Annotated in this window: 21 protein-coding genes; 16 read left to right on the forward strand and 5 right to left on the reverse strand. The window is 45.7% G+C overall.

The window, feature by feature from the left end; all coding sequences use genetic code 11:
- Positions 1-198: 198 nt before the first annotated feature.
- The gene (locus E2R66_RS04220) at positions 199-720 is read left to right on the forward strand and encodes a hypothetical protein (RefSeq protein WP_133227000.1); all 522 of its coding nucleotides are present in this window, start codon (positions 199-201) and stop codon (positions 718-720) included.
- 277 nt (positions 721-997) lie between these two features.
- A complete protein-coding gene (locus E2R66_RS04225) occupies positions 998-2,008 on the forward strand; it encodes a glutamine synthetase beta-grasp domain-containing protein (RefSeq protein WP_133227002.1) in 1,011 nt (336 codons plus the stop codon).
- Positions 2,009-2,043: 35 nt separating this feature from the next.
- Here E2R66_RS04225 and E2R66_RS04230 read toward each other — a convergent pair whose 3' ends face one another.
- Positions 2,044-2,457, reverse strand: a complete 414-nt coding sequence (locus E2R66_RS04230; protein ID WP_133227004.1) for a gamma-glutamylcyclotransferase family protein — start codon at positions 2,455-2,457, stop codon at positions 2,044-2,046.
- A gap of 165 nt (positions 2,458-2,622) precedes the next feature.
- Here E2R66_RS04230 and E2R66_RS04235 point away from each other — a divergent pair, with 165 nt between their 5' ends.
- The 11 genes from E2R66_RS04235 (at position 2,623) to E2R66_RS04285 (ending at position 14,144) form a co-directional block, all read left to right on the forward strand.
- Entirely contained in the window at positions 2,623-3,981 is a 1,359-nt protein-coding gene (locus E2R66_RS04235) for a glutamine synthetase family protein (RefSeq protein WP_133227006.1), read from the forward strand.
- Positions 3,982-4,033: 52 nt separating this feature from the next.
- On the forward strand, positions 4,034-4,435 hold the full coding sequence (locus E2R66_RS04240; protein WP_133227008.1) for a GxxExxY protein: 402 nt from the start codon (positions 4,034-4,036) through the stop codon (positions 4,433-4,435).
- 108 nt (positions 4,436-4,543) lie between these two features.
- Positions 4,544-5,581, forward strand: a complete 1,038-nt coding sequence (locus E2R66_RS04245) for an aminoglycoside phosphotransferase/kinase family protein (protein ID WP_133227010.1) — start codon at positions 4,544-4,546, stop codon at positions 5,579-5,581.
- Between the two features lie 231 nt (positions 5,582-5,812).
- Complete coding sequence (locus tag E2R66_RS04250; protein WP_133227012.1) at positions 5,813-6,664, forward strand: HAD-IIA family hydrolase; 852 nt, start codon at positions 5,813-5,815, stop codon at positions 6,662-6,664.
- A gap of 1 nt (position 6,665) precedes the next feature.
- Positions 6,666-7,727: a glycoside hydrolase family 43 protein gene (locus E2R66_RS04255; protein ID WP_204985860.1), complete on the forward strand. Its 1,062-nt coding sequence runs from the start codon at positions 6,666-6,668 to the stop codon at positions 7,725-7,727.
- 23 nt (positions 7,728-7,750) lie between these two features.
- Complete coding sequence (locus tag E2R66_RS04260; protein ID WP_133227014.1) at positions 7,751-8,929, forward strand: aldose epimerase family protein; 1,179 nt, start codon at positions 7,751-7,753, stop codon at positions 8,927-8,929.
- A 231-nt stretch (positions 8,930-9,160) separates the two neighbouring features.
- Positions 9,161-10,150 carry a GTP 3',8-cyclase MoaA gene (moaA, locus tag E2R66_RS04265; RefSeq protein WP_133227016.1) on the forward strand — a complete coding sequence of 330 codons (990 nt, stop codon included), beginning with the start codon at positions 9,161-9,163 and terminating at the stop codon, positions 10,148-10,150.
- A gap of 11 nt (positions 10,151-10,161) precedes the next feature.
- The gene (locus E2R66_RS04270; RefSeq protein ID WP_133227018.1) at positions 10,162-11,355 is read left to right on the forward strand and encodes a molybdopterin molybdotransferase MoeA; all 1,194 of its coding nucleotides are present in this window, start codon (positions 10,162-10,164) and stop codon (positions 11,353-11,355) included.
- A gap of 102 nt (positions 11,356-11,457) precedes the next feature.
- A complete protein-coding gene (moaC, locus tag E2R66_RS04275; RefSeq protein ID WP_394347169.1) occupies positions 11,458-11,937 on the forward strand; it encodes a cyclic pyranopterin monophosphate synthase MoaC in 480 nt (159 codons plus the stop codon).
- The gene (locus tag E2R66_RS28660) at positions 11,918-13,093 is read left to right on the forward strand and encodes an NTP transferase domain-containing protein (protein WP_204985861.1); all 1,176 of its coding nucleotides are present in this window, start codon (positions 11,918-11,920) and stop codon (positions 13,091-13,093) included. The genes moaC and E2R66_RS28660 overlap by 20 nt, the downstream gene beginning before the upstream one ends.
- Positions 13,083-14,144, forward strand: a complete 1,062-nt coding sequence (locus E2R66_RS04285; RefSeq protein ID WP_133227020.1) for a HesA/MoeB/ThiF family protein — start codon at positions 13,083-13,085, stop codon at positions 14,142-14,144. Before E2R66_RS28660 ends, E2R66_RS04285 begins: the two co-directional genes overlap by 11 nt.
- A 62-nt stretch (positions 14,145-14,206) precedes the next feature.
- Here E2R66_RS04285 and E2R66_RS04290 read toward each other — a convergent pair whose 3' ends face one another.
- A complete protein-coding gene (locus E2R66_RS04290; protein ID WP_133227022.1) occupies positions 14,207-15,154 on the reverse strand; it encodes an MlaD family protein in 948 nt (315 codons plus the stop codon).
- Positions 15,155-15,169: 15 nt separating this feature from the next.
- Entirely contained in the window at positions 15,170-16,090 is a 921-nt protein-coding gene (locus tag E2R66_RS04295; RefSeq protein WP_133227024.1) for an N-acetylmuramoyl-L-alanine amidase family protein, read from the reverse strand.
- 52 nt (positions 16,091-16,142) lie between these two features.
- Here E2R66_RS04295 and E2R66_RS04300 point away from each other — a divergent pair, with 52 nt between their 5' ends.
- The 3 genes from E2R66_RS04300 to E2R66_RS04310 are packed head-to-tail and all read left to right on the forward strand — an operon-like array spanning position 16,143 to position 21,715.
- Positions 16,143-18,857, forward strand: coding sequence for a putative LPS assembly protein LptD (locus E2R66_RS04300; protein WP_133227026.1), 2,715 nt, complete (start codon positions 16,143-16,145; stop codon positions 18,855-18,857).
- 1 nt (position 18,858) lies between these two features.
- Positions 18,859-20,106 carry a competence/damage-inducible protein A gene (locus tag E2R66_RS04305; RefSeq protein WP_133227028.1) on the forward strand — a complete coding sequence of 416 codons (1,248 nt, stop codon included), beginning with the start codon at positions 18,859-18,861 and terminating at the stop codon, positions 20,104-20,106.
- Between the two features lie 43 nt (positions 20,107-20,149).
- Entirely contained in the window at positions 20,150-21,715 is a 1,566-nt protein-coding gene (locus E2R66_RS04310; RefSeq protein ID WP_133227030.1) for a dihydrolipoamide acetyltransferase family protein, read from the forward strand.
- A 90-nt stretch (positions 21,716-21,805) separates the two neighbouring features.
- Here the strand turns inward: E2R66_RS04310 and E2R66_RS04315 are convergent, their stop codons facing one another.
- Complete coding sequence (locus tag E2R66_RS04315; protein WP_133227032.1) at positions 21,806-23,023, reverse strand: homoserine dehydrogenase; 1,218 nt, start codon at positions 23,021-23,023, stop codon at positions 21,806-21,808.
- The gene (locus tag E2R66_RS04320; protein WP_133227034.1) at positions 23,023-24,078 is read right to left on the reverse strand and encodes a homoserine O-acetyltransferase family protein; all 1,056 of its coding nucleotides are present in this window, start codon (positions 24,076-24,078) and stop codon (positions 23,023-23,025) included. Before E2R66_RS04320 ends, E2R66_RS04315 begins: the two co-directional genes overlap by 1 nt.
- Between the last annotated feature and the right edge of the window lie 58 nt (positions 24,079-24,136).

Genomic DNA, 24,136 nt, shown 5'->3' on the forward strand with positions numbered 1-24,136 from the left:
CTTGCCAGGGTGAGCGGCAATAGTGCGTGTTACGGTGAATTCGCCATAAATCAGGCAATTTTAGTAAATTTTGCCCAAAAAACTGTCATAAAAAGGTTTAAACAGCTATTTTAAAATTTAGTTTGTTAGGCTTGTATTGGCCTTGTTCCACACAAAAGGGTTTGCCACTTGTATAATGTACTATAATCATACCCAACCATGGCCAGGAACATATTCATATTATCCGTATTTGCTATAGCGCTTGTTGCCGCATGCAACAACAATACCAGTAAACCCAAGCCGGTATCTAATACGCTAAGCAAAACTGCAATTACGCTCAACGGTAAGAAAGACAGTGTGATAAACAACCCTGATAAAAACTACGGCAATGCTACTATTGCCGAGCCCTGTGTAAAGTGCCTCATTACTGCTGTAAAAGCAGATGAAAATTACAAAAAGGTTGTAAAGACCGAAAAAGACATCAAATTCGTTGTAAACTATGTAAAAAACCTGCAAATTGGGGGTGAGGACATAAACCAAGCAAAGGCAACTAATGCTTTACGGGTAGATGTAATAGACAAAATACCGGCCCAGCACCGGGTGGCTACTTATATTTACGATAATAGCGTGGCAAAACTCTATTTGTTGGCTAAAAACACGCCCATCGAACTAAAAACAGATACCATTTTGCTGAAAAAGATTAGAAATGGTTGCTACTGGGGAGTTGTTTCGGGTAAATAGCCACCCTTTGCAGGTAGGCAGCAATTAATTTTAATTATGCGCGCATAGTAAATTATTGCGCGTTCTTTTGTTTTATATCAATTACTTATCTATTACCATAGAATTGATAGTTATTTAATTGATTTATGAATTTATAAAGCCATTTATTGTAAATTTTTATAATTTTTATAAAAAACGCTATGATATTTGTAAAAATGAATTAAATTCGCATTGTAGAACATAGTGAAAGCTCAACGAGAACTATAATTTAAACTTAAAATTACAAAATTCATTAAAAATGGCAACAAAACTTGAGTACATCTGGCTGGATGGGTACAAACCGACACAAAGCTTACGTAGCAAAACTAAAATTGTTAAATCTTTCAGCGGTAAAGTTGAAGATTTGGATAACTGGAGCTTTGACGGTTCATCAACCGAGCAGGCACCAGGTGGTTCATCTGATTGCGTTTTAAAACCTGTATTTACATGCCCTGATCCGCAACGTAAAGATGCGTACCTGGTAATGTGCGAAGTATTGGATTCAAAAGGCGTTGCTCATGAATCTAATGGCCGTGCACTTATCCAGGATGATGACAACGATTTTTGGTTTGGCTTTGAGCAGGAGTACTTCCTTTGGGATCCTGCAACCAATAAACCACTTGGTTTCCCGGCAGGTGGCTACCCAGGTCCACAGGGTCCTTACTATTGCTCGGTAGGTGCTAACAATGCTTTCGGTCGCGACATTGTAGAAGAGCACTTAGATGCTTGTTTAGATGCGGGCTTAAACGTTGAAGGTATCAACGCTGAGGTTGCTGCCGGTCAGTGGGAGTTCCAGATATTTGCAAAAGGCGCTAAAGAAGCCGGCGATCAAATTTGGGTTGCCCGTTATTTACTAGAGCGTATCGGCGAAAAGTTCGGCGTATCAATCAACTACCATTGCAAACCATTGGGTACTTTAGACTGGAACGGTTCTGGTATGCACGCCAACTTCTCTAACACAACTTTACGTACTGCAAACAGCAAAGAAACTTTTACCGCTATTTGCGAGGCATTCCGCCCTGCGGTTGCTGAGTGCGTTGCTGTATATGGTGCTGATAACCACTTGCGTTTAACCGGCAAACACGAAACTGCTTCTATTACCGATTTCAGCTACGGTGTTTCTGACCGCGGTGCTTCTATCCGTATCCCACTTTACACAGTTGATCACGATTGGAGCGGTTACCTGGAAGATCGTCGCCCTAACTCGGCTGCAGATCCATACAAAGTTGCTGCTGTAATCATCAAAACTGTTAAATCAGCAAAATTATAATACCCCTTTTTATTAACTGATCTTATATCCCCCGCTTAACTACCGGGGGATTTTTTTTGCCCTATATATTCCAGATAATTGCCCGAGGTAATCTCCGGTGATCCCTCAACGGGTAAGTTATATACATACACCCAAGCATTCTTATCGCCATCATTTGTAACGATAGGGCAATTTATCCGCTGGTATAAATTGGGTTGATCTTCAAGCGGCCCAACTCCTTCGTAAGCATCAAGTACCTGCAATACATCGTCGGTATCTACACTATAAATGTTGCCATGAATAAAATAACCCGCGGCGTCGAACATCAAGCCGGGATATTCGCCAATATCGTACAGCCGCCCTTTTATTTTGCCTGCACTCAAAAAAGCGCAGTGTTTTTTAAGATAAATGCCAAATTCGTTATCCTTTTGCAATAAAGTGCCGTAAACAAACAACAGATGGGTTGGCATGTTTAAAGGTAGCAAAATTGCCTTGTTTGGTTTGCGCAAAATAATACGAATGCGGATTGGTTTATCGTATTATCTTTGCAACCCCTAATACTGTAGGCGGCTGCTATGCAACATCCGTCATATTATATTTATCTTGCTTAAATTGCCATTTTATACTAAGCCATCATGAACCAGGAACAGGTAACAACCTACATCAAAGAAAACAATATAACCAAAATCAAATTCGCTTTTGCCGATGTCGACGGTGTTTTGCGCGGCAAGGTTATCAGCGTAAAGAAATTCCTCGATGGCCTAAAAACCGGCTATGGCTTTTGCGATGTGGTTTTCGGCTGGGATAGTAACGATACCTGCTACGATAATGTTGAGCTTACCGGCTGGCACACCGGTTATCCCGATAAACTTTGTTATATAGACCTGGGTACTTTGCGCAACATTCCCTGGCAGGATAATATCCCATTCTTTTTGGCCGATTATAGCGGCCCGCACGGAAACACAGTACCGGCCGACCCGCGCAGTTTGCTCAAAAATATCGTTGCCGACTGCAAAGCGATGGGTTACCATGCCGAGTTCGCTCAGGAGTTTGAGTGGTTCAACTTTAAAGAAACGCCGCAAAGTCTGCAAAATAAAGGCTTCGCCAATATGGAGGCCTTAACGCCGGGCATGTTTGGTTATTCTATACTCCGCACCTCGCAAAACGGCGATTTTTATTATGACCTGTTTAACCTGCTTACTCAATTTAACATCCCCATAGAAGGTTTACATACCGAAACCGGCCCCGGCGTTTACGAAGCTGCCATTGAGCATTGCGAAGCCTTGCAGGCAGCGGATAAGGCCGTACTATTTAAGACAGCAGTGAAAGAAATTGCCAGCAAGCATGGCATTACCGCCACCTTTATGGCCAAATGGAACCAAAACCTACCCGGCTGTAGTGGGCACATCCACCAAAGCCTCTGGAGCGACGACCAGAGTGAAAACCTGTTTTACGATGGCACCGATCAGCATAAGATGAGCGAACTGCATAAGCAATACCTTGCCGGTCAGCTCTATTGCATGCCGCACCTGCTGCCTATGTATGCGCCCACCATCAACAGTTATAAACGCCTTGTAGAAGGGGCGTGGGCACCAACCACTATTACCTGGGGAGTAGATAATCGCACCACCGCACTCCGTGTTATCAATACCTCAGTTGGCTATACCCGACTCGAGACCCGCATCCCGGGCTCAGATACCAATCCTTACCTGGCCATAGCCGCCGCCCTGGCATCAGGTATTTACGGCATCAAAAACAAATTGAAGCTGGATATCGCCCCAACCGTGGGCAATGGCTACCAGGATAAAAGCAACGGCAGCCTGCATACCAACCTGTTCGATTCAGCTACAGCCATGCAAAACTCCCCCATAGCCAAAGAACTCTTCGGTGCCGGTTTTGTGGAACACTTCACCCAAACCCGCTTCTGGGAGCATAGGCAGTATGCCAAGAGTGTTAGTGATTGGGAGTTGAAGAGGTATTTCGAAATAATTTAGTTTTTTAACCACAGAGTGCGCGGAGGATTCGCAGAGTAACACAGAGATTTGTATGTCGGATAACGAGTTGACAGGTAAGATTATTGGAGCTGCGATGGAAGTGCATAGTGCATTAGGGCCTGGCTTGCTGGAAAGCGCTTACAAGGAATGCCTCTTTTATAAGCTATTCAAAATGGGATTAATGGTGGAAAAAGAAAAGCCTATGCCGTTAATATTTGAAGAGGTTAAATTAGAATGTGGTTACCGGCTCGACCTTTTGGTTGAAAATAAAATTGTCATCGAAACAAAATGTGTAGAACAACTGAATGATATACATTTAGCACAAACGCTAACTTATTTAAAGCTTGGTAATTATCAATTAGGCCTACTAATAAATTTCAAAGTAATTAAACTGAAAGATGGTATTAAACGCATTATTAATAGCCCTCCTTCTCCAATTGACAGGTCTCTGTGAAACTCTGCGGAACCTCCGCGCCCTCTGTGGTTAAAAAAACCACAACAGAAAAATTTTGTTACTAAAATCGTAAAAATGCATAACTATGCAAACCAATTATAACCACAAGTGGACTTTTCTATCATTATAAAAAAAGCGTGGGAGGGCTATGACGCCTCCAAAACCATCAAAAGCGTTGAAGATATCAGCGCCATGGTGTCAACCAATCATGTTTTCCGTGTTACTTTCGATGACGAGGATATCATCATCGCCAAATTATCGTTATTCGGTAAATTCGAACATTTTAAAGAAGATCACCGTATCATCCATGCGCTGAGCAACAACTTGTTATATCCTTTCGAGAATTTGCTTGCGAAGTCGCTACTGAAGAACAACCGCGTTTACATATACCACTATAAGCACGGTAAAGAAGATGCCTGGGTGGTGTTTTACAACCCAACGCGCATCCAGAACAGGTTGCCCAAGCGGCTGGATGATAACCTGATCAAAAAGCTTGGTCAGCAATTAGGTAAATTCCACAAAGCATGCTGTAGGGTAAAGAACGTTTTGCCAAAATCATCAAAAACACTGCGCACGGATATCTATTCGCTGCAACAGCAACTGGAGACTAACGAACGCGATTTCGGTTCGGCTATGCAGGTAGATTTCTTGAAATATCATTGCGATTTGTTCCTGCGCAACCGATCTAAATACAACATGCACTCGTTCGATATTATCCCGGTTTTTATCGACTGGAACATCGGAAACTTTTCCGTCGCGCCTAATTATGACCTATATTCACGCTGGGATTACGACTGGTTCAGGATGAGCTACCGCGTGCTGGATTTTTATTTCTTCAGCAGGGTGGTATCTGATGTTGGCGACCGCACGGTATTCAGCTACGTGATAGGGCCAATGATGGAAGACAGATTTATCACGTTTTTAAAAGAGTACCACAAAGTTTATCCGCTAACAGCCGACGAGATTAGGTTTATGAAAGAAGCTTACCGCTTTTTCATCCTCAATTACGTGATAAAAGACGGTAAACACTTTTTTAATGAGCAATACGCGAAAAAACTACAGTCTGAAGCTTTTGATGTTTACCTGCCGTCGGTAGACCGCGATTTTGATGCAGAAAAAATAATTGAAGCGCTGAAGCTGGGTTGAGAAAGGTTAAAGAAGTTAGAAAAGTTAAAAGGGTTAGAAAAGTTAAAAATATTAACTAAGGTTACAGGCATTTTAAAATAATCAGTGTAATGCAACCTTTTTAACTTCTCTAACCTTTCTAACTTTAATCAACCTTCCCCAACTCCTCTCAATTCTTCTCCAATACCTATCAACTGTTACTTGGTGCTACCGATTTTCAGAACTTTCTTTTAACATTTACAACCGATTATAATGAGGCTAATAGAGGATTTCCGGGAGATAATAGATAATTACGAGGTGGTTTTTTTCGATGCGTTTGGTGTGCTCAAAAACTATGGTGGCCTGGTGCCGGGTATAGAGCGCACGTTTGAATACCTGGAAGAAAGCGGCAAGGAGTATTATATTGTTACCAACGATGCTTCGCGCAGTCCGGCCCAATTGGCCGAATCGTATCATAAGAAAGGGTTGCACGCCATTACTTCGGATAGGATCATTTCATCAGGAATGCTTACTAAAGAGTTCCTCGACCTGAAAGTTGATGAAGGTATTGTAGCGTATTTAGGTACCGATGATTCGGCGCATTATATCGAAAGCGAAGGCCTGCACACCCTGCCCGTGAGCCAGATAACGGCAGAGAACTTTGATAAAGTGAACGCATTGGTGTTTTTGGATGATGAGGGCTTTGACTGGTGCAATGATTTAAACAAAACCGTAAATCTGCTGCGAAGGCGCACCATACCCGCCATCGTAGCCAATACCGATTTTGCCTACCCGGTAAACGTAAACGAAATTGCAGTTGCCATAGGCGGTATTGCAGCTATGGTGGAGACGATAGTAGGCAAGAAATTCATCCGTTTCGGCAAGCCCGATTCGCAGATGTTTATGTTCGCTTATGATTTGATACGTGAGTACCGCCCCATCAGCAAAAAAGAAATTGTGATGGTAGGCGACACCCTACAGACGGATATTTTAGGCGGAAACAAATTTGGGCTGGATACAGTTTTGGTATTATCGGGCAATACGCTGCCTGCCGATGCACAAACCCGCATGACCTCCACGGGCATAGTACCCACCTACATTTGCGATTCGGCTGTGATAAGATAGTATGAGAACAACCTGGATAAAATTACTTTTTGCATTGTTTTTTGCCTTAACGGCGAGGCAGACTATGTTTGCCCAAAGCCAGCCGTCCGGTACTTTTACTAATCCCTTGCTGCCCTCGGGTGCCGACCCATGGGTAATTTACCAGGACGGATATTACTATTACACCAATTCTACCCAAAACAGTTTGGTGATATGGAAAACCAAAAATCTGGGCGAAATGGCAAAAGCCGAAAAAAAAACTGTTTGGGTACCCGAGCCCAACACGCCTTACTCAAAAGAGCTTTGGGCACCCGAACTCCATTACCTAAACCATAAGTGGTACCTTTATTACGCCGCCGACGATTGCAACAACAACCATCACCGGCTATATGTATTGGAAAATTCTTCGCCAGACCCTTTGCAAGGCACATGGGTATTTAAAGGTAAGCTTAACGACGACAGCGACAAATGGGCCATTGACGGCTCGGTATTCGAACATAAGGGGAAATTGTATTTGATTTGGGCCGGCTGGGAAGGCGACGAAAACGGCCAGCAGGATATTTACATTGCAAAGTTAAAGAACCCTTACACGGTAGAAGGCAAACGGGTTAAGATATCAAGCCCGCTTTACGATTGGGAAAAGAACGGCGACCTGCACGATGCCGCGAACCCTCCACATGTAAACGTGAACGAAGGTCCCGAGATATTGGCGCATGGCAAAAAACTGTTCCTGATATATTCGGCAAGCGGTTGTTGGACTGATTTTTACGCCCTAGGCATGCTGACGGCATCTGCCGATGCTGATTTGCTCGACTCGGAATCCTGGGCGAAATCGGCACAGCCCGTGTTCAAAAAATCGGAAGCAAACGGCGTTTATGCACCCGGGCATAATTCGTTCTTTAAATCACCCGATGGTAAGGAGGATTGGATCATCTACCACGCTAACGCTATGCCGGGGCAGGGTTGTGGTAGCTTTCGTTCGCCACGCATGCAGAAATTCAGCTGGAATGCAGATGGTACGCCAAACTTCGGTATACCCCAACGTACCGGAATACCGATGGCCGTGCCATCGCAAAGAAAATAAACCGACCAATTTTTATAAAAATTATGCAAAACACCTTAAAAAAACCGATTTTGGCACTGGCAATTGCTGGCAGCGCTATCTTAGCCGCCTGTAACCAATCTGCCCCTAAAAGCAATACTATGGCCGACACCACATCTACCGCCCTCGCAGTCAAATTACCCGAAGCTTCCGCATTCGAAAGAACGATAGACGGGAAGAAAACCGAATTATTTGTACTCAAGAATAAAAAAGGCGCAGAAGCCGCGCTTACCAACTACGGCGCGCATTTAATAAGTCTGCTGGTACCTGATAAAGACGGTAAACTAACCGATGTGGTTTTAGGTTTCGATGATCTGGAGGGATTTCAACGCGCCGCTTCAGCGTACTATGGTGCCATTATTGGCCGCTATGGTAACCGCCTGGCAAAAGGCACATTCACGCTGGATGGCAAGGAATACAAATTGTTTACCAACAATGGGCCAAACACTTTACATGGCGGCAAAAAAGGTTTCGATGCCATGGTATGGGATGCCAAACAGATAGACAGCGCGACGGTTGAGTTTACTTACCTTTCTAAGGACATGGAAGAAGGCTTCCCCGGTAACCTTAATGTGAAAGTAATTTATACCCTTACTGATGATAACGCCCTGAAGATAAGCTACGAGGCTACTACAGATAAAGCAACCCCGGTAAACCTTACCAACCACGCCTATTTTAATCTGAACGGGCAGGGTAGCGGCATTGCGCTGAACCATTTGGTGCAGATAGATGCTGATAACTACACCCCGGTAGATAGCACGCTGATACCAACCGGGAAAATAGAGCCTGTTAAAGGTACACCGTTCGATTTTACAACGGCAACCGCAATTGGCGAAAGGATAGAGCAGGACAATATCCAACTGAAAGATGGCAAAGGTTACGATCATAACTACGTGCTGAACAAGCACGACATCAGCACGCCAATCGCAACGGTTGTTGGCGACAAAAGCGGCATCAAGATGGAGGTGTTTACAGAAGAGCCCGGCATGCAGTTTTACACCGGCAATTTTATGAATGGCAGCAACAGCCTGAAAGGTGGTACACCCGACGCGCACCGCACAGCCTTTGCCATGGAAACCCAACACTTCCCCGATTCGCCCAACGAGCCAAGCTTTCCCACTACCGTGTTGAAACCTGGTGCGGTTTACAAAACCCAAACTATCTATAAGTTCTCTGTAAAATAAAATAAGCAGGAATTTAATAGACACGAATTTTCACCGATTTGGGCGAATGCCACGAATTTTTAGAAGCATAATTGCTGATAGAAACTCGTGGCATTCTTGTTATTGAAATTCGTAGAATTCGTGTCATTAATTTCATTCGTATCAGCGCGATTCATGTTCTTTATTATATTTGTGCCCTACCTCCCAAACTATTGCCTTGGTACTACTGTTAAATTTTAATACCATCAATACTTGCTACTAGATAATCACGGAAGAAGAATTAGTTACCTGCGCCTGGCAGTAACCGATAAGTGCAACCTGCGTTGCTTTTATTGCATGCCCGAGGAAGGCCTTGAATGGCTTAGCCGCGCCGAACTGATGACCTATGAAGAAATGCTGCGCGCCTGCGAATTGCTGGTAAAGATGGGCATCGATAAGATACGCATCACGGGCGGAGAGCCATTCGTGCGTAAGGATATCATGCAGCTACTTACAGCACTCTCTAAACTCACCGGACTAAAAGAACTCAGCATAACCACAAACGGCGTGCTGACCGCTCAACACGTTCCGGCTTTAAAAGCCATAGGTGTGCGTTCGGTAAACCTTAGCCTGGATACATTAGATGCCGGCCGTTTTTTCGCCATCACCCGCCGCGATGAATTTGCGGCCGTAATGCAAACTTTAGATGAATTGCTAAAGCACGATATAGAAGTGAAGATAAACACCGTGGTAATGGCCGGCCGCAACACACAGGATATCATCCCGCTGGTGCAACTAACCAAAGAGCTACCGGTAAGTGTCCGCTTTATCGAAGAAATGCCTTTCAACGGCGACGGTCACGACTATAGCGGGGTGCTGTGGGATTATGTGCGGATATTTGATGAGATACGCAACGTTTATCCCGATATCCAGAAAGCGCCAGACCCATTATACGCCACAGCCTCTAATTACCACGTCCCCGGTCATAAAGGCGGCATTGGCATTATCGCAGCTTATTCGCGTACTTTTTGCGGCACCTGCAACCGCGTAAGGATAACGCCACAGGGTACTTTAAAAAATTGCCTATACGACGATGGCGTGTTGAATATCAAAGACTTAATGCGCGATGGTAAAAGTAATACTACCATCGTAGGTGCCTTATACACAGCCTTTAATCATCGTGAGAAAGACGGCTGGGTTGCCGAACAAAAACGAAAGGATAACCCCGATTTCCATGAATCAATGGCAACCATTGGCGGCTAAAAAACAAGCAGATGACCACAGTACAACAGGCAGAAAAATTCGTACTGGCGCAAACCCAAGATTACGGTACCGAAACGGTTCCTTTTGAGCTGGCGCTTGGAAGAGTATTAGCCGTCGATTTAAAAGCCGACCGGGATTTGCCGCCATTTAACCGTGCTACCATGGATGGCATCGCCATTAATCATCAGGCTGTAGAAGAGGGTATGAATAACTTCCATATCAAAGCTACCCAGGCTGCCGGCGATGAACCTATCAGTATAGAAGACAAGGGCCTTTGCATCGAAATAATGACCGGCGCGGCTCTGCATGCCTCGGTAGACACGGTTATACCTTATGAATGTCTTGAGATACGCAACGGGCAGGCCACTATTACAGTAGATACCGTAAAAAAAGGACAGAACGTCCACCTCAAGGGCCGTGATAAACAAGAGGGGGACGTAGTTGCTGCCGCAGGCCAAAAAGTTACGCCGGCAATTATCAGCCTGGCTGCTTCGGTAGGTGCGGCACATTTGCAGGCAAAAAAACTCCCGCGGGTAATGATTATTTCCTCTGGCGATGAGCTGGTTGATGTTGCCGATACGCCAACACCATACCAAATACGCCGCTCCAATAACTATACCGTAAAAGCGGTATTGACCAAGCATGCCATACATGCGGATATTTTGCATATCCCCGATGACCCTGCAATAACCCGGAAACAGTTGGCGCACAGCATCCAAAATTACGACGTGATATTGCTGAGCGGCGGCGTAAGCATGGGCAAGTTCGATTATGTGCCGAAAGCCCTGGACGAATTGCAGGTTGAGAAGCTATTCCACAAGGTATCACAACGCCCGGGCAAGCCTTTTTGGTTCGGCAGGCATCAAAGCGGCGTACTGGTATTTGCTTTCCCGGGCAACCCTGTAGCCACATTTATGTGCCTGCACCGGTACTTCCTGCTGTGGCTAAACGCAACGCTGGGTTTACTGCCCACGCCGCCGGTTTATGCAGCGCTGGCTCGGGATTTTAACTTTACACCGCCATTGCAATACTTTTTACAGGTAACGCTTAACTTTAACCAAAACGCACAGCTGATAGCCACGCCGGTTGAGGGCAATGGCTCGGGTGATTTTGCTAACTTAGCCGATACAGATGCCTTTATTGAACTGCCTCTGGAACATAGCGAATTTAAGACGGGAGAAATTTTTCGTGTTTGGAAATTTTAATCGGCACCAAAAAATAATCGGTGAAATCGTTTAAATCGGTGGAATAAAAAAATAATCGGTGAAATCAATAAAATCATTTTAATCGGTGTTAAAACATAATCGGTGGAATCAAAAATAACTCATTTAGATAAGCAGGGTAATCCAACCATGGTTGATGTATCGGCAAAGCAGGTTACGCACCGCACAGCTACTGCCCAAAGCATCGTGGCGCTGCCGCCGGAAGTATTGCAGCTTTTAGCCGATGGCGAATTGCAGTCTAAAAAAGGAGCGGTGTTCCAAACGGCTATTATTGCAGGCATTATGGCCGCCAAAAAAACCGGCGATCTGATACCGCTTTGCCATCCGCTTGGAATGGATAACTGCATGATTAACATCAGTTTAAACGAGGAAGATGAAGTAGTTATCAACTGCACAGCCAGCATCACCGCAAAAACGGGTATCGAGATGGAGGCGCTAGTCGGCGCATCCGTAGCGGCTTTAACCGTGTACGATATGTGCAAGGCCTTAAGCCACGATATTGTGATTAAGGAAACTAAACTCATATCAAAAACAGGAGGTAAGCGTGATTTTAAAAGAACATAAAAAGCATACGGCCATTACCCGCCCGGCAATGGGTAATTTTGCGCGAAACGAATGGGCTATAGTAGGCGGGCCGTGTACCGTGATAAAAGTGGTGGCCGACACCATAATCGAAGCCCTCTCGCCAAAATATCAGTGTGCCTATGCAGATACTTCGCACGATGATATACAGCTGCAAGGCCGACTAACCGTTGGCGCGGCATTAGAATTTACCGACCAGATAAATTTCAGTCAGCTGAATTACAAAGAGCATTTAACGCTATTTACGCAGCGCCAACTGTTTGCGCAAATGGATATGGTGCTGGTAAACGGCAACCATCAGCAGGCAAAGGCGCAGGTAGTGATAATAGATGCTAACAAAAAAGCATCCTTACAGAAAAGAGCGGCACAGCTAACCAATATCCAAATGATACTGCTGGCTGATAATGCCGACGAGATATTCGACTTTGTGAAAGAAGTTGCGCCTAACTGGAGCGAGTTGCCCACGTTCAGGATAAACAGCGATAAGGAGCAGATCATCAGGTTTTTCCAGAACAAATTACAGCAAGCTAAGCCAGTGTTGAATGGCTTGGTACTGGCCGGCGGGAAAAGCGAACGCATGGGCGTTGACAAGGGTACAATGAACTGGCATGGTAAAGAACAACGCTATTACATGGCCGATATGCTGAAAGGCTTCAGCCAGGAGGTTTTTATCTCCTGCCGCGATGAGCAGCAGCAAAACAAAATTGCAGGAGCGTATTCAACTTTGACAGATACCTTCACGGGACTTGGGCCTTATGGTGCAATACTCTCGGCATTCCGGCACAATCCGGATACGGCCTGGCTGGTAATAGCCTGCGATATGCCGCTTATCGACGATACTGTTTTGAAGCATTTAATTGATAACCGCAGTACGCAGCATCTGGCCACAGCTTATTACAGCGATGCTACGGGCTTTCCCGAGCCATTAATAACTATTTGGGAGCCAAAAGCATATCCAGCTTTACTTCAATTCTTGTCGCAAGGATATTCCTGCCCCCGCAAGGTGCTGATCAATTCAGACATCCACTTATTGCGTGTGCCTGATGCTGCGGTTCTCAGCAATGTAAACACGCCAGAGGAAATGGACAGGGCGAAACGCATCATACACAACCAATTTGCCAAAACCGATGAACCCTGATCTGCAACGATACAGCTGCCAGATAGCGCTGCCCGGTTTCGGCGAAGCAGCTCAACAGCGGCTGCAACAAGCAAAAGTGCTCATTATCGGCGCAGGTGGTTTGGGTTGCCCGGTTGGGCAATATTTGGCTGCGGCAGGCATAGGGACGCTAGGCATTGCGGATTATGATACTATATCAACGGGCAACCTACACCGGCAGATATTGTATGATGCAGAAGACGTGGGCAAGCAAAAGGCCCTCATCGCCTGCGAACGCCTCCTGAGGCAAAATCCGGGGTTAACAATAGTGCCGCATACCGATAAAATTACTTCACTAAACATTGTGCAAGTGATTAAAAATTATGACTTTATAGTAGATTGCACAGATAACTTCGACACGCGTTTCCTCATCAACGATGCTTGCGTACTGGGCTGCAAACCGCTGGTTTACGGCGCTATTTACCAGTATGAAGGCCAGGTAGCTGTTTGGAATATGCCCAATGCAGATGGCACCCGCAGCCCCAACTATCGCGACCTATATCCCCAGGTTGATGCCACCCAGATACCCAATTGCTCGGTAGGTGGCGTTATTCCAACTTTAGCGGGGATCATTGGCAGCATGCAGGCCAACGAGGTAATTAAGGTCATCACCCAAACGGAAGAACCGCTCATAGGCAAAGTGCTTGTTTTTGATGCATTAAGCATGCAGAGCCGCATCATCAAAATAGGAGTTACCACCAAAACGGACATCAGGGTATTACAGCAAACCATTGAGCCATCAACCTTTACTGCTGCTGAGTTGCAAAAACAACTAAAAAATAACGAGATACAACTGATAGATGTACGAACGCTTCAGGAACGCGACTTATATGATATAGGCGGCGATCATATCCCGCTTGATGAGTTGCAAGATGAAATACACGTGCTACAGACAGGTAAAACAGTAGTATTTTATTGTGCCACGGGCAAACGCAGCGCCGAAGCCGTGAAGCTGGTAAACAAACTAAAACCGGATATCAATGCCGTATCGCTCCAAGGAGGCCTATCCAACTGGGCGGAAATAGGAGAGTAGGTTTCCCGAAATACTCAAACTCAAAACTATTCTCCACTCACTAACAACCACTCTCCAAGTCCCTAATTCCCCTTCTTTCCGAAAACAGAAAAGTGTACGTACCTGCTTGGGTGCGCTTTCAAATCAATCATCAGATTATCCAGGTTTTTGGAAGCATTATTAAGGTTATCGTACAGTTTCGTATCGTTCATCAACAATCCGAGTGATCCTTGCGTACTGTTAACCTTAGCCAATACCGATTGCAGGTCGGCTACTGCCTTGTTAGCGTTATCCATAGTTTGCTTAATGTTGGATTCTGCAAGGTCGCTACTGAATTTTTTGAAGTTGCTTGCTATACCATCCAAATGCACTGTACTCGCTTTCAAATTTCCCGATGTAGCTTCGGCATTGGCCATGATGGCATCTATATGGCCGCTTTGCGCGCCTACCAGTGCATCAATCTTTTTGGTTGTAGCTTCCAGCGTTTCTAAAGAATTAGCAATGCTGGCAAAGCTGCGGTCTACGTTTTTTTGAAAATCTGGGTTCAGGATATGATTGATGGCCCCCATAGCCGAATCAACCTTAGTAATCAATACTTCGGCTTTGCGTTGTATAGGCTGCAGGCTCTCGGCCAGGCTGCCCTGTATGTCAGCACGCAGCGTATCGCCGCTTTGGGCCAACACGGTATGATTGCCCAGCTCGAAAACAATAGCCTTACCGCCAAGCAAATCGGTGCTTTCCAGCCTTGCAAGGGTATTGTCGGGCACATCATACTCGCTGTTTATTTTAAATTCTACGGTGGTACGGCCGTCTTTATCAGAGAACTGCATCTTTGATACGCGCCCTATCTGGAAACCGTTTACCAATACGGGTTTGGATACGGTTAAGCCCTCCACACTGCGGTAAACGGCATAAAATTTATTCGAGCCAGAGAAAACATCGTTCCCTTTTAGAAAGCTATAGCAAAGTATTAATATAGTGATAGATACCGCCGTAAGGGCGCCAATTTTTGTTTCGTTAGATATTTTCAAGGTAGATAGTGTTTTTTAGTTTGTTATCGTTAGTTCCATTTGGTTCTTGTAATTTTTAATGGCGCGAACTATCGAATCTACTATTTCGTTTTGTCCGTCTTCAGAATTCAGGTACTGTTCTTCTTCAATATTATTGATGTAACCGGTTTCTATCAACACCGATGGCATAGCGCTATGGCAAAGTAAGTATAGACCTTGCTCGCGTAAGCCTTCGGTGCGCCTTCCGTCATTCTGAACAAATTCATCGTTGATAAAGTTTGCGATACTTACACTTTGCTTACGGAATTTCCGCTTATACTCGTTAGTAAGGATAATAACGGTAGGATCGTCGGGGTCCAGCGCTTCACTGTTAAGCTCGGCATCGTCTTCTACCTGGTTGTTTTGTATAGCTTTCTCCTCTTCGCGCGAGCGGTGCAAACCATATATCAGCAACAGCACGCCCTTGCCAGATCTGTTTGCCACCCTAACGCTGCGATAGACGGGTTTTTTCTTTTTGGTGCCTATGCGCTCGCGTACCACGCGGTCGGCCAGGGAGTTGCAATGCAGCGAGATAAATAATTGTCCCTTATTTTCATTGGCTATTTGCGCCCGCCTTTCCCACGATACGTCATCGGGCGTGCTGCGGGTTAAAACCGCTTTTACTTCAGCCAATTCTTTTTCTATCGCCTTTTGCAATTTAAGCGCAATAGCAAGCGTTACATTTCTTTCCGAAGAAAAAGTACCATCGGCACCACGCGAATAATGCCCGGCAGGTGCGCCATCAGCCTTAACGCCATGGCCTGCATCTATGATAATGGTTTTTAGCTTGAAACTAGTGGCGATAGTATCTTTTTTTATGGAAGCCGCCGACTTTAATGAAAACAACGATAAGCATAATAATAAAAGCCCTAAGCCGGGAATCAATTTTTTGAACCTGTTCAATATTTTATTTTTCATTATGTTTGAACGCTGTTAACTGTACCTGCAAAAATACTATTCATAATCTATTTTGAAATTAGTTGCCCCTTTTTTTCTGTTTGCACTTATGGTAATAGTGAGCTTTGCTGCTAAGGCAAGCAACGCTTACGGCAAAACACTTGCTAAAGATACCATTATTAAACTTGATTCTGTACGCGATCGCAAGCTGTTGAAGCTAAAAAAACCTGCCGCGAACGCTAAAAATAACAATGCCGTGGCACAACGCGATACCACGGTGAAAGGGTCGGGGCTTAAATCCATCATCAAGGCGACAGCCGAAGATTCGTCTTACACCGATAGGAAGAACAAGCTTTCGTACCTGTGGGGGAGGGCTAAAGTGGTTTACGAAGATTTTGAACTGGATGCCGATTACATTCGTATCGACGAAAAAAACCACCTGATATTTGCCCGTGGCCGTATCGACCCAAAAAGGCGCTATGGCGAGGGGAGGCCCATCTCCAAATCTAAAGACGAGAAGCCGGTAGAATCAGATTCGCTGCTGTTTAACTACGATACCAAAAAAGGCAAGATATGGAACCCCGCCACCGAGCAGGATGGCAATTTCATATCCGGTGGGCAGGCAAAAGTGCTTCCGTACGATGAGGTCGCTTATCGCAATGTAATTTTCAGCACCTGTTCGCTGCCTTTCCCTGATACGCATTTCGGTATCGTAATCACAAAGGGCATCGGGCAAAAAAAGCGAATTATATCGGGCCCTGCTTATCTGGAGGTTGAGGGTGTACCCTTGCCCTTTGCTATCCCATTCGGCTTTTTCCCAAAACCAAATACCCGTTCCTCGGGCGTAATATTGCCCACCTTTGGCGAAGACCAGAAACTGGGTTTCTACCTGCGCAACCTGGGCTATTATGTAGGCATCAATGATAATATCGATGTAACTTTTATGGGTTCGCTGTATTCTAAAGGTTCGTATGAATTGAGTGCCAATTCGCGCTATCTTAAAAGATACAAGTACGGCGGCAACGTAACGTTAAGCTACGGCTCGCACAATTACGGGCTGGTAGGCGATCCTCCGCGTAAGGATTTTAATATTACCTGGTCGCACTCGCAAGACCCTAACGCAAATCCTGGTACTACGTTCAGTGCTTCTGTAAACGCCGGTACATCTAGCTTTTACCAAAACAGCCCGGGGCAAAAGAACTACAACCTGCAATCGCTTACCCAAAACAACCTGCGATCAAGTATCAACTACGGCCGCACCTGGGCCGGTACGCCTTTCAACTTAAACGTAAGTTTGGGCCACTCACAAGATCTTACGAAAAAAACGGTGACCTTGGAGCTGCCCACATTTAGCTTCAACATGTCTACCATCAGTCCGTTCGATCCGGCTGATCGCGTGGGCGAACAAAAATGGTACCAGAAGATAAACGTAGGTTACAGCCTGGTAGGTACCAACAAACTAAACAGCATACCAGAATCTGAACTATTTACTAAAAACACACTAACTAAAAAGCTGCAGAACGGTATGATGCATACCGTACCGATTTCTTTGAACCTCAATGTGCTTAAATATTTTCAGTTTAACACCGGCGGTACCTATACCGAACGCTGGAATTTCCAAACTATTCGAAAAAGGTTCGATAGGGGGAGTATCAGTGGGCAGTTGCTGCCTATTACAGATACCGTTGCCGGCTTTGCACGCTCCGGCGAATACAATTTAAACGCAGGCGTATCTACCAAAGTTTATAGCACAATTTACTTTAAAAAAGGCAGCTTAACAGCCATACGTACTACCACCACGCCGCAGATAAGCTTCAGCTACCGGCCCGATTTTGGCGACCCAAGCTATGGCTACTACCGTACTGCGGTAAGTGCCGCCAGTGTGCCTTATCCTTACACTTCGCAGCAGTATTCCATCTTTGAACAGTCGGCTTACCCGGGGCCATCAGCAGGCAAGCAGGCTGGTATCGGTTTCTCGCTCGATAATACTATCGAAGCTAAGTTGAAACCCAAAAGTACCGATACATCGGGCGTGCCGCGTAAAATACCCATCTTGCAGGGACTTTCTCTTTCAACGTTCTACAACTTCGCGGCAGATTCATTAAAACTGTCTAACATCAGTTTATCCGGCCATACCTCCATCCTCAATCAAAAGGTCAACATCAACTTCAGCGGTAACTTCGATCCTTACTTAACCCTTATCCGCGATTCGATCTCAAACGGGGAGGTACGCAATTATGTACGCCGTGTTAACCGCTTAAGCTTCAGCGAAGGTAAGTTCCCGCTGCTGCAAAATTTCAGCCTGTCAATGAGTGCCAGCCTCAACCCGGCTACCTTTCATCCCAAACCACAGCAGAACGTAAACGGCACCCTCGCCGCCATGACGCCCGACCAATCGCAACGCCTCGCCTTGATCAACAGCGATCCGGGTGCTTATATCGATTTTAACGTTCCCTGGAACCTATCTATCAATTACAGTTTTAGCTACCAGAATAATATTATCAGCAGCAGCTCCAGCAATACGGTTATGCTCAGTGGCGACGTGAGCATCACCCGTAATTGGAAGATACAGTACAACACCAACTACGATTTAAAAGCGAGGCAGCTAAGCAGCGCGACCTCGTTTGCTATATATCGCGACTTGCATTGCTGGGATCTATCCATACAATGGCTGCCTTTTGGCTTTTATAAATCGTACAACGTAACGCTTAAAGTAAAAGCCTCTATTTTGCAGGATCTGAAGCTGAGCAAGCGTAACGATTATACCAACAACCAATCATTTAACTAAGATGCTGGCAGAAATAATAACCATTGGCGACGAGATACTGATAGGGCAAATTGTTGACACCAACTCGGCATGGATGGCCGAAAAGCTGAACCAGGCGGGCATTAGGATAAAGCAGATCTCATCCGTATCAGACGATAGTGAGCATATCCTGGCTGCGCTTGCCGAAGCAGCCACCCGCGCCGATATTATCCTGATAACCGGCGGGCTGGGGCCAACCAAAGACGATATTACCAAGAAAACCCTGGCCGACTACTTCAACGTGGGGATGGTATTGAACTATGCTGCCCTGGAAAACGTAAGTAACATCTTCAAAAAATATAACCGCCCCCTGCTGGAAGTAAACCGCCGGCAGGCTGAAGTACCTGCCAATTGCGAGGTAATACAAAATAAGAATGGTACGGCACCAGGTATGTGGTTTGAAGTGGACGGCAAGATATATGTTTCGATGCCGGGTGTGCCCTTCGAGATGAAGTACATGGTAGAGGAAGAGGTCATACCCAAACTGCAAGCTAAGTTTAAGCTACCGGTTATTATTCACAAAACCATTCTAACCGCAGGCGAGGGCGAATCTTTCCTGGCAGAGAAGATTGCTGATATAGAGGATTCTTTACCCGCGCATATTAAATTGGCTTACTTACCTAAGCTTGGGCAGGTGCGCCTGCGCTTAAGTGCCGATGGCGACGATGCAGCACTACTACAAACCGAAGTGGATAGTTATGCCGCTAAAATTATCGAGCGCGTAAAACATGCCGTGGTTGCCGAAGAAGATATCCCGCTGGAAAAAGCCGTACTAAATTTTATGGCACAACATGGGCTCACCTTATCCGTAGCAGAAAGCTGCACCGGAGGCTTTATCTCGCATCTGATTACCCAGCACGCCGGATCATCGCAGGTGTTTTTAGGCGGAGTGGTATCATACTCAAATCAATTAAAAGAAAGCGTGCTTGGGGTACAATCGGAAACGCTGCAACTATATGGTGCTGTGAGTGGCGAAACCGTAAAAGAGATGGTTGAAGGCGCGGTACGCAACTTTAAATCAGACTACGCAGTGGCCGTAACAGGCATTGCCGGGCCGGATGGCGGGAGCAACGAAAAACCTGTAGGTACCGTATGGATTGCGGCGGCAAATGCAAATAAAACCGTAACAAAGAAATTCACATTTGGTAATAAACGCCTCCAAAACATCGAAAGGAGTGCCGTATGGGCGTTTTTTATGTTGATTAATTTACTTAAAGAAGTAGAAAAATGATCGGCAAAATCAATAAATTTGTGCAAACCAAACTATATATTGTATGGCCAAATACCAGCTGTTACTGCCTAAGATGGGGGAGAGCGTTGCGGAAGCAACGGTAATTAAATGGACTAAAAACCCGGGAGATTACATCGAGATTGACGAGGCCGTGATGGAAATAGCCACCGACAAAGTAGATTCTGAAGTTCCTTCGCCTGTTTCGGGCAAATTAATAGAACAACTTTACAAAGAAAACGACGTAGTACAGGTAGGTTCTGTAATTGCAGTTATAGAAACCGAGCCCGAAAAGGTGGAAGCACCAGCTCCGCCGCCTGCACCCATTGTAGAAAATATACCGCCGCCTGCGCCTGTTGCGCAAGCACCAGAAGCTGGGCCTGTTCCACCCGTGCCCGCAGCGGTTATAGTGCCTGTTCAGGATATCCCGGGCATTAGCCAGTTGCAGCAACGCCAAGCTGCGGCGGGCAGTGTAAAATTCGATAATCGTTTTTATTCGCCTCTGGTAAAAAGCATTGCAGTACAGGAAGCCATTGGTAACGACGAGCTGGACCACATACCCGGTACAGGTATAGATGGCCGTTTAACCAAGGATGACCTACTGGATTATATCAAAAACAGGCCGAAGTATGAAGCACCGGTACATACTGTACACACCGAACCGATAATACCCCAGGAGCCGTCTATTACCTATACGGCAGCTATCCCTGCGCCATATACGCCGCCACCTGCACCGGTTGTAGAACCAGTACAGGCACCAGAGCAAGAACCTGAAACATCGGTAGCTCCGCAAACAGAAACACCTGCTCCTAAGCCACAACCCGAACCGGTTGCTGCAGAAGCAACAAAAGCAACGCCAGAAACACCTAAAGCTGCACCGAAACCGGCTGTATCAGTATCCGGCGGTGACGAAATTATAGAAATGGACCGTATGCGCAGGCTTATTGCCGACCATATGGTTTACAGTAAGCATACTTCGCCGCATGTAACTTCATTTGTGGAAGCCGATGTTACCGAACTGGTAAACTGGCGCGAACAAGTAAAAGGACCATTCGAGAAACGCGAAGGACAGAAACTTACCTTTACACCGATATTCATTGAGGCGGTTATCAAAGCCATCATCGCGCTGCCGATGATCAACGTATCGGTAGTGGGTACGCAGATCATCAAAAAGAAGAATATCAACATTAGCATGGCTACTGCTTTGCCAAATGGCAACCTCATCGTACCGGTTATTAAACGTGCCGACGAATTGAGCCTGCTGGGTATAGCCAAATCTGTAAACGATCTGGCTCACCGTGCACGCATAGGCAAATTACTGCCCGATGACGTGAAGGATGGAACTTTCACCATCACCAACGTAGGTTCGTTTGGCAACGTGATGGGTACGCCAATCATTAACCAGCCGCAGGTAGCTATATTGGCCGTTGGCGCCATCAAAAAGAAACCGGCCGTTGTTGAAACTCCGCAGGGAGATGCCATTGCCATAAGGCACATGATGTTCCTGTCGTTATCTTACGACCATAGGGTAGTTGATGGCGCATTGGGAGGAACGTTTGTACGTAAGGTGGCCGACTACCTTGAAAACTGGGATATAAGCCGTACTATATAGTTAATTAAATGTGATTTCTACAAAACACAAAAGGCCCTTACGGGCCTTCTGTGTTTTGTGCCAGAGAATCTACTAAAAACTCCGGCGGCATCAAGATTTTGCCGGGGCTAAACTGACCCCCGTTAGCTGATCGGCAAAGGCTACGAATGCCTTGTTATCAGATATACGTTGTTGGTTGTCGATTAGTTTTTGGAGATTTATTTTTCCGATAACAAATTTATAGCTGCCCGAGTAATAACGTTCCTGTATATACTCAAAGCCTAAGGCTTCAACCAGCGCTTCATCCTCGTAACGCAGATAAATATTCAACTCAATATTATTGGTAAACTGCAGGTCTTTAATTTCTTTGGCTTTTTTATATTCGTAGCCATAATCATAACGCAGGGCCGCAATATCTGATAAAACTGCCGAGCCGGTTGGGTGGCCGCCTGCGCCTTTTCCAAAGAAAAATTGCTGGTCGGCAAAGGCTGCCTGCACGGTTACACCGTTGTATTCGTACTCCACGTTATATAAAAACTCGGTTTCGTTCACAAATTTCGGCAGCACAAACATCGCCACATTGCGGGCATCCAGTTCTTTGGCCACGGGTACCAGCTTTATCTTAAGTTGTTTTTCGCGGGCGTATTGCAAATCTTTGGCACTCAGGTTTTGTATACCTATGTTCAGCACTTCAGCCGGATCCACTATAACGCCATAAGCATGCGCAGCGGCAATAACCAGCTTGAATTTAGCATCGTAGCCGCCAACGTCCATCGTTGGGTCTGTTTCGGCGAAGCCCAGGTCTTGCGCCTGCTTCAATGCCGTGTCATAATCCAGGTTCTCTAAAAAGCCTTTGGATAGGATATAGTTGCTCGATCCGTTGAATATACCGCTGATAGAATGCAGTAATTCGTTATCGTAATACTCCTCCAGGTTGCGTATGATGGGGATGCTACCGCAAACAGCACCCTCGTACAATAGCGACGTGCCATGCTTTTCCTGCAGCGCAATCAGTTCGTGCAGGTGGGTGGCAATCATTTTTTTGCTGGCTGATACCACATTTTTACCCGAAGCCAAAGCGCGCGATACAATTTCGAATGCGGCTTCGGTATCGTTTATCAGCTCTACGATAGTATTTATCTCAGGGTTGTTTAGTATCTCGTCTCTATCCGTAGTGAACAGTTCCCCTGGCAGGCTGCGTTGCTTGCCGGGATTCTTGATGGCTATTTTCTTTATTTCGAGGTTAAGGTTCTTGGTACGGATGATGTCATATAGTCCCTGGCCCACCACTCCGAAACCGAAGAGGCCAATATTTAGTTTCTTACTCATTAAGCGATTTTTTGCAGTTCTATTATTTTTCCTTTAACATCCGTCTTAAAAAAGGACGTGATTATTTTAGTCAAGTCTTGTGTTTCTATTAAAAAGCCGTCGTGTCCGTAAAAGGAATCCAACTCTGCGAAGGCCGATTTTGGGATATGTCTGAACAGGTATTGCTGCTCCTCAATAGGGAACAATACATCAGATTTGATGCCGATAACCAACGTACGGGCTTTGATCAGGCTCAGGGCTTTATCTACCCCGCCACGTCCACGGCCTACGTTGTGCGAATCCATCACTTTGGTTAAGTACCAGTAGCTATAGGCATTGAACCTGTTTACCAGTTTCTGGCCCTGGTAAGCCTGGTAACTAGATGCCCTGAAGTTATCGGTATGGGCGTTATCTTCCTCCTGTTGGGTAATATCGTAAGTTTTATACCCACGGTAAGATAAAAGCGCTATGCTGCGTGCAGCTAGCAGCCCCTTACTGCCACCATCGGGAGCGTTGGCGTAGAAGGTACGGTCGGCCCTGATGGCCAGCCGTTGCGATTCGTTGAAGGCAATGCCCCATGGTGAGTGGCGTGCGTTGGTAGCAATAAGGATAAGGTTTTTGATGCGCGCCGGTTCGGTAATGCTCCACTCCAAAGCCTGCTGGCCGCCTAAGGAGCCGCCTAGTAACAACTCTATGTGTTCTATTTCGAGGTGGTCGGCCAATAGCTTGTGCGCCTTAACCATATCACGGATGGTAATTTCGGGAAATGCCAGGTAATAAGGCAGACCGGTGTTAGGGTTAATGCTTAACGGATTGGAAGTGCCGTAAGGTGAGCAGATAATATTGGCGCAGATAACAAAATGCTCATCGGGGTTAAAATAATCATGCTCACCGAAGAGGCCTTTCCACCAATCGAAAACATCAGAATTTGCGGTAAGTGCATGGCATACCCAAACTACATTATCGCGGTTTTTATTAAGGGTGCCGTAGGTATTGTAACCTATTTGCAGGTCCCTTATTTTACTGCCGCTCTCCAGTTCGAATACACCAGTGTAGGTAAAACTTTCTAAACTCATCTCTGTACTTTTTGTTGCTTCGGGAGCGGTTGTTAACCAACCACTCCCCGGCAACACC

This window comes from Mucilaginibacter psychrotolerans (assembly GCF_004519315.1).
In the GTDB taxonomy this organism is placed as follows: Bacteria; Bacteroidota; Bacteroidia; order Sphingobacteriales; family Sphingobacteriaceae; genus Mucilaginibacter; species Mucilaginibacter psychrotolerans.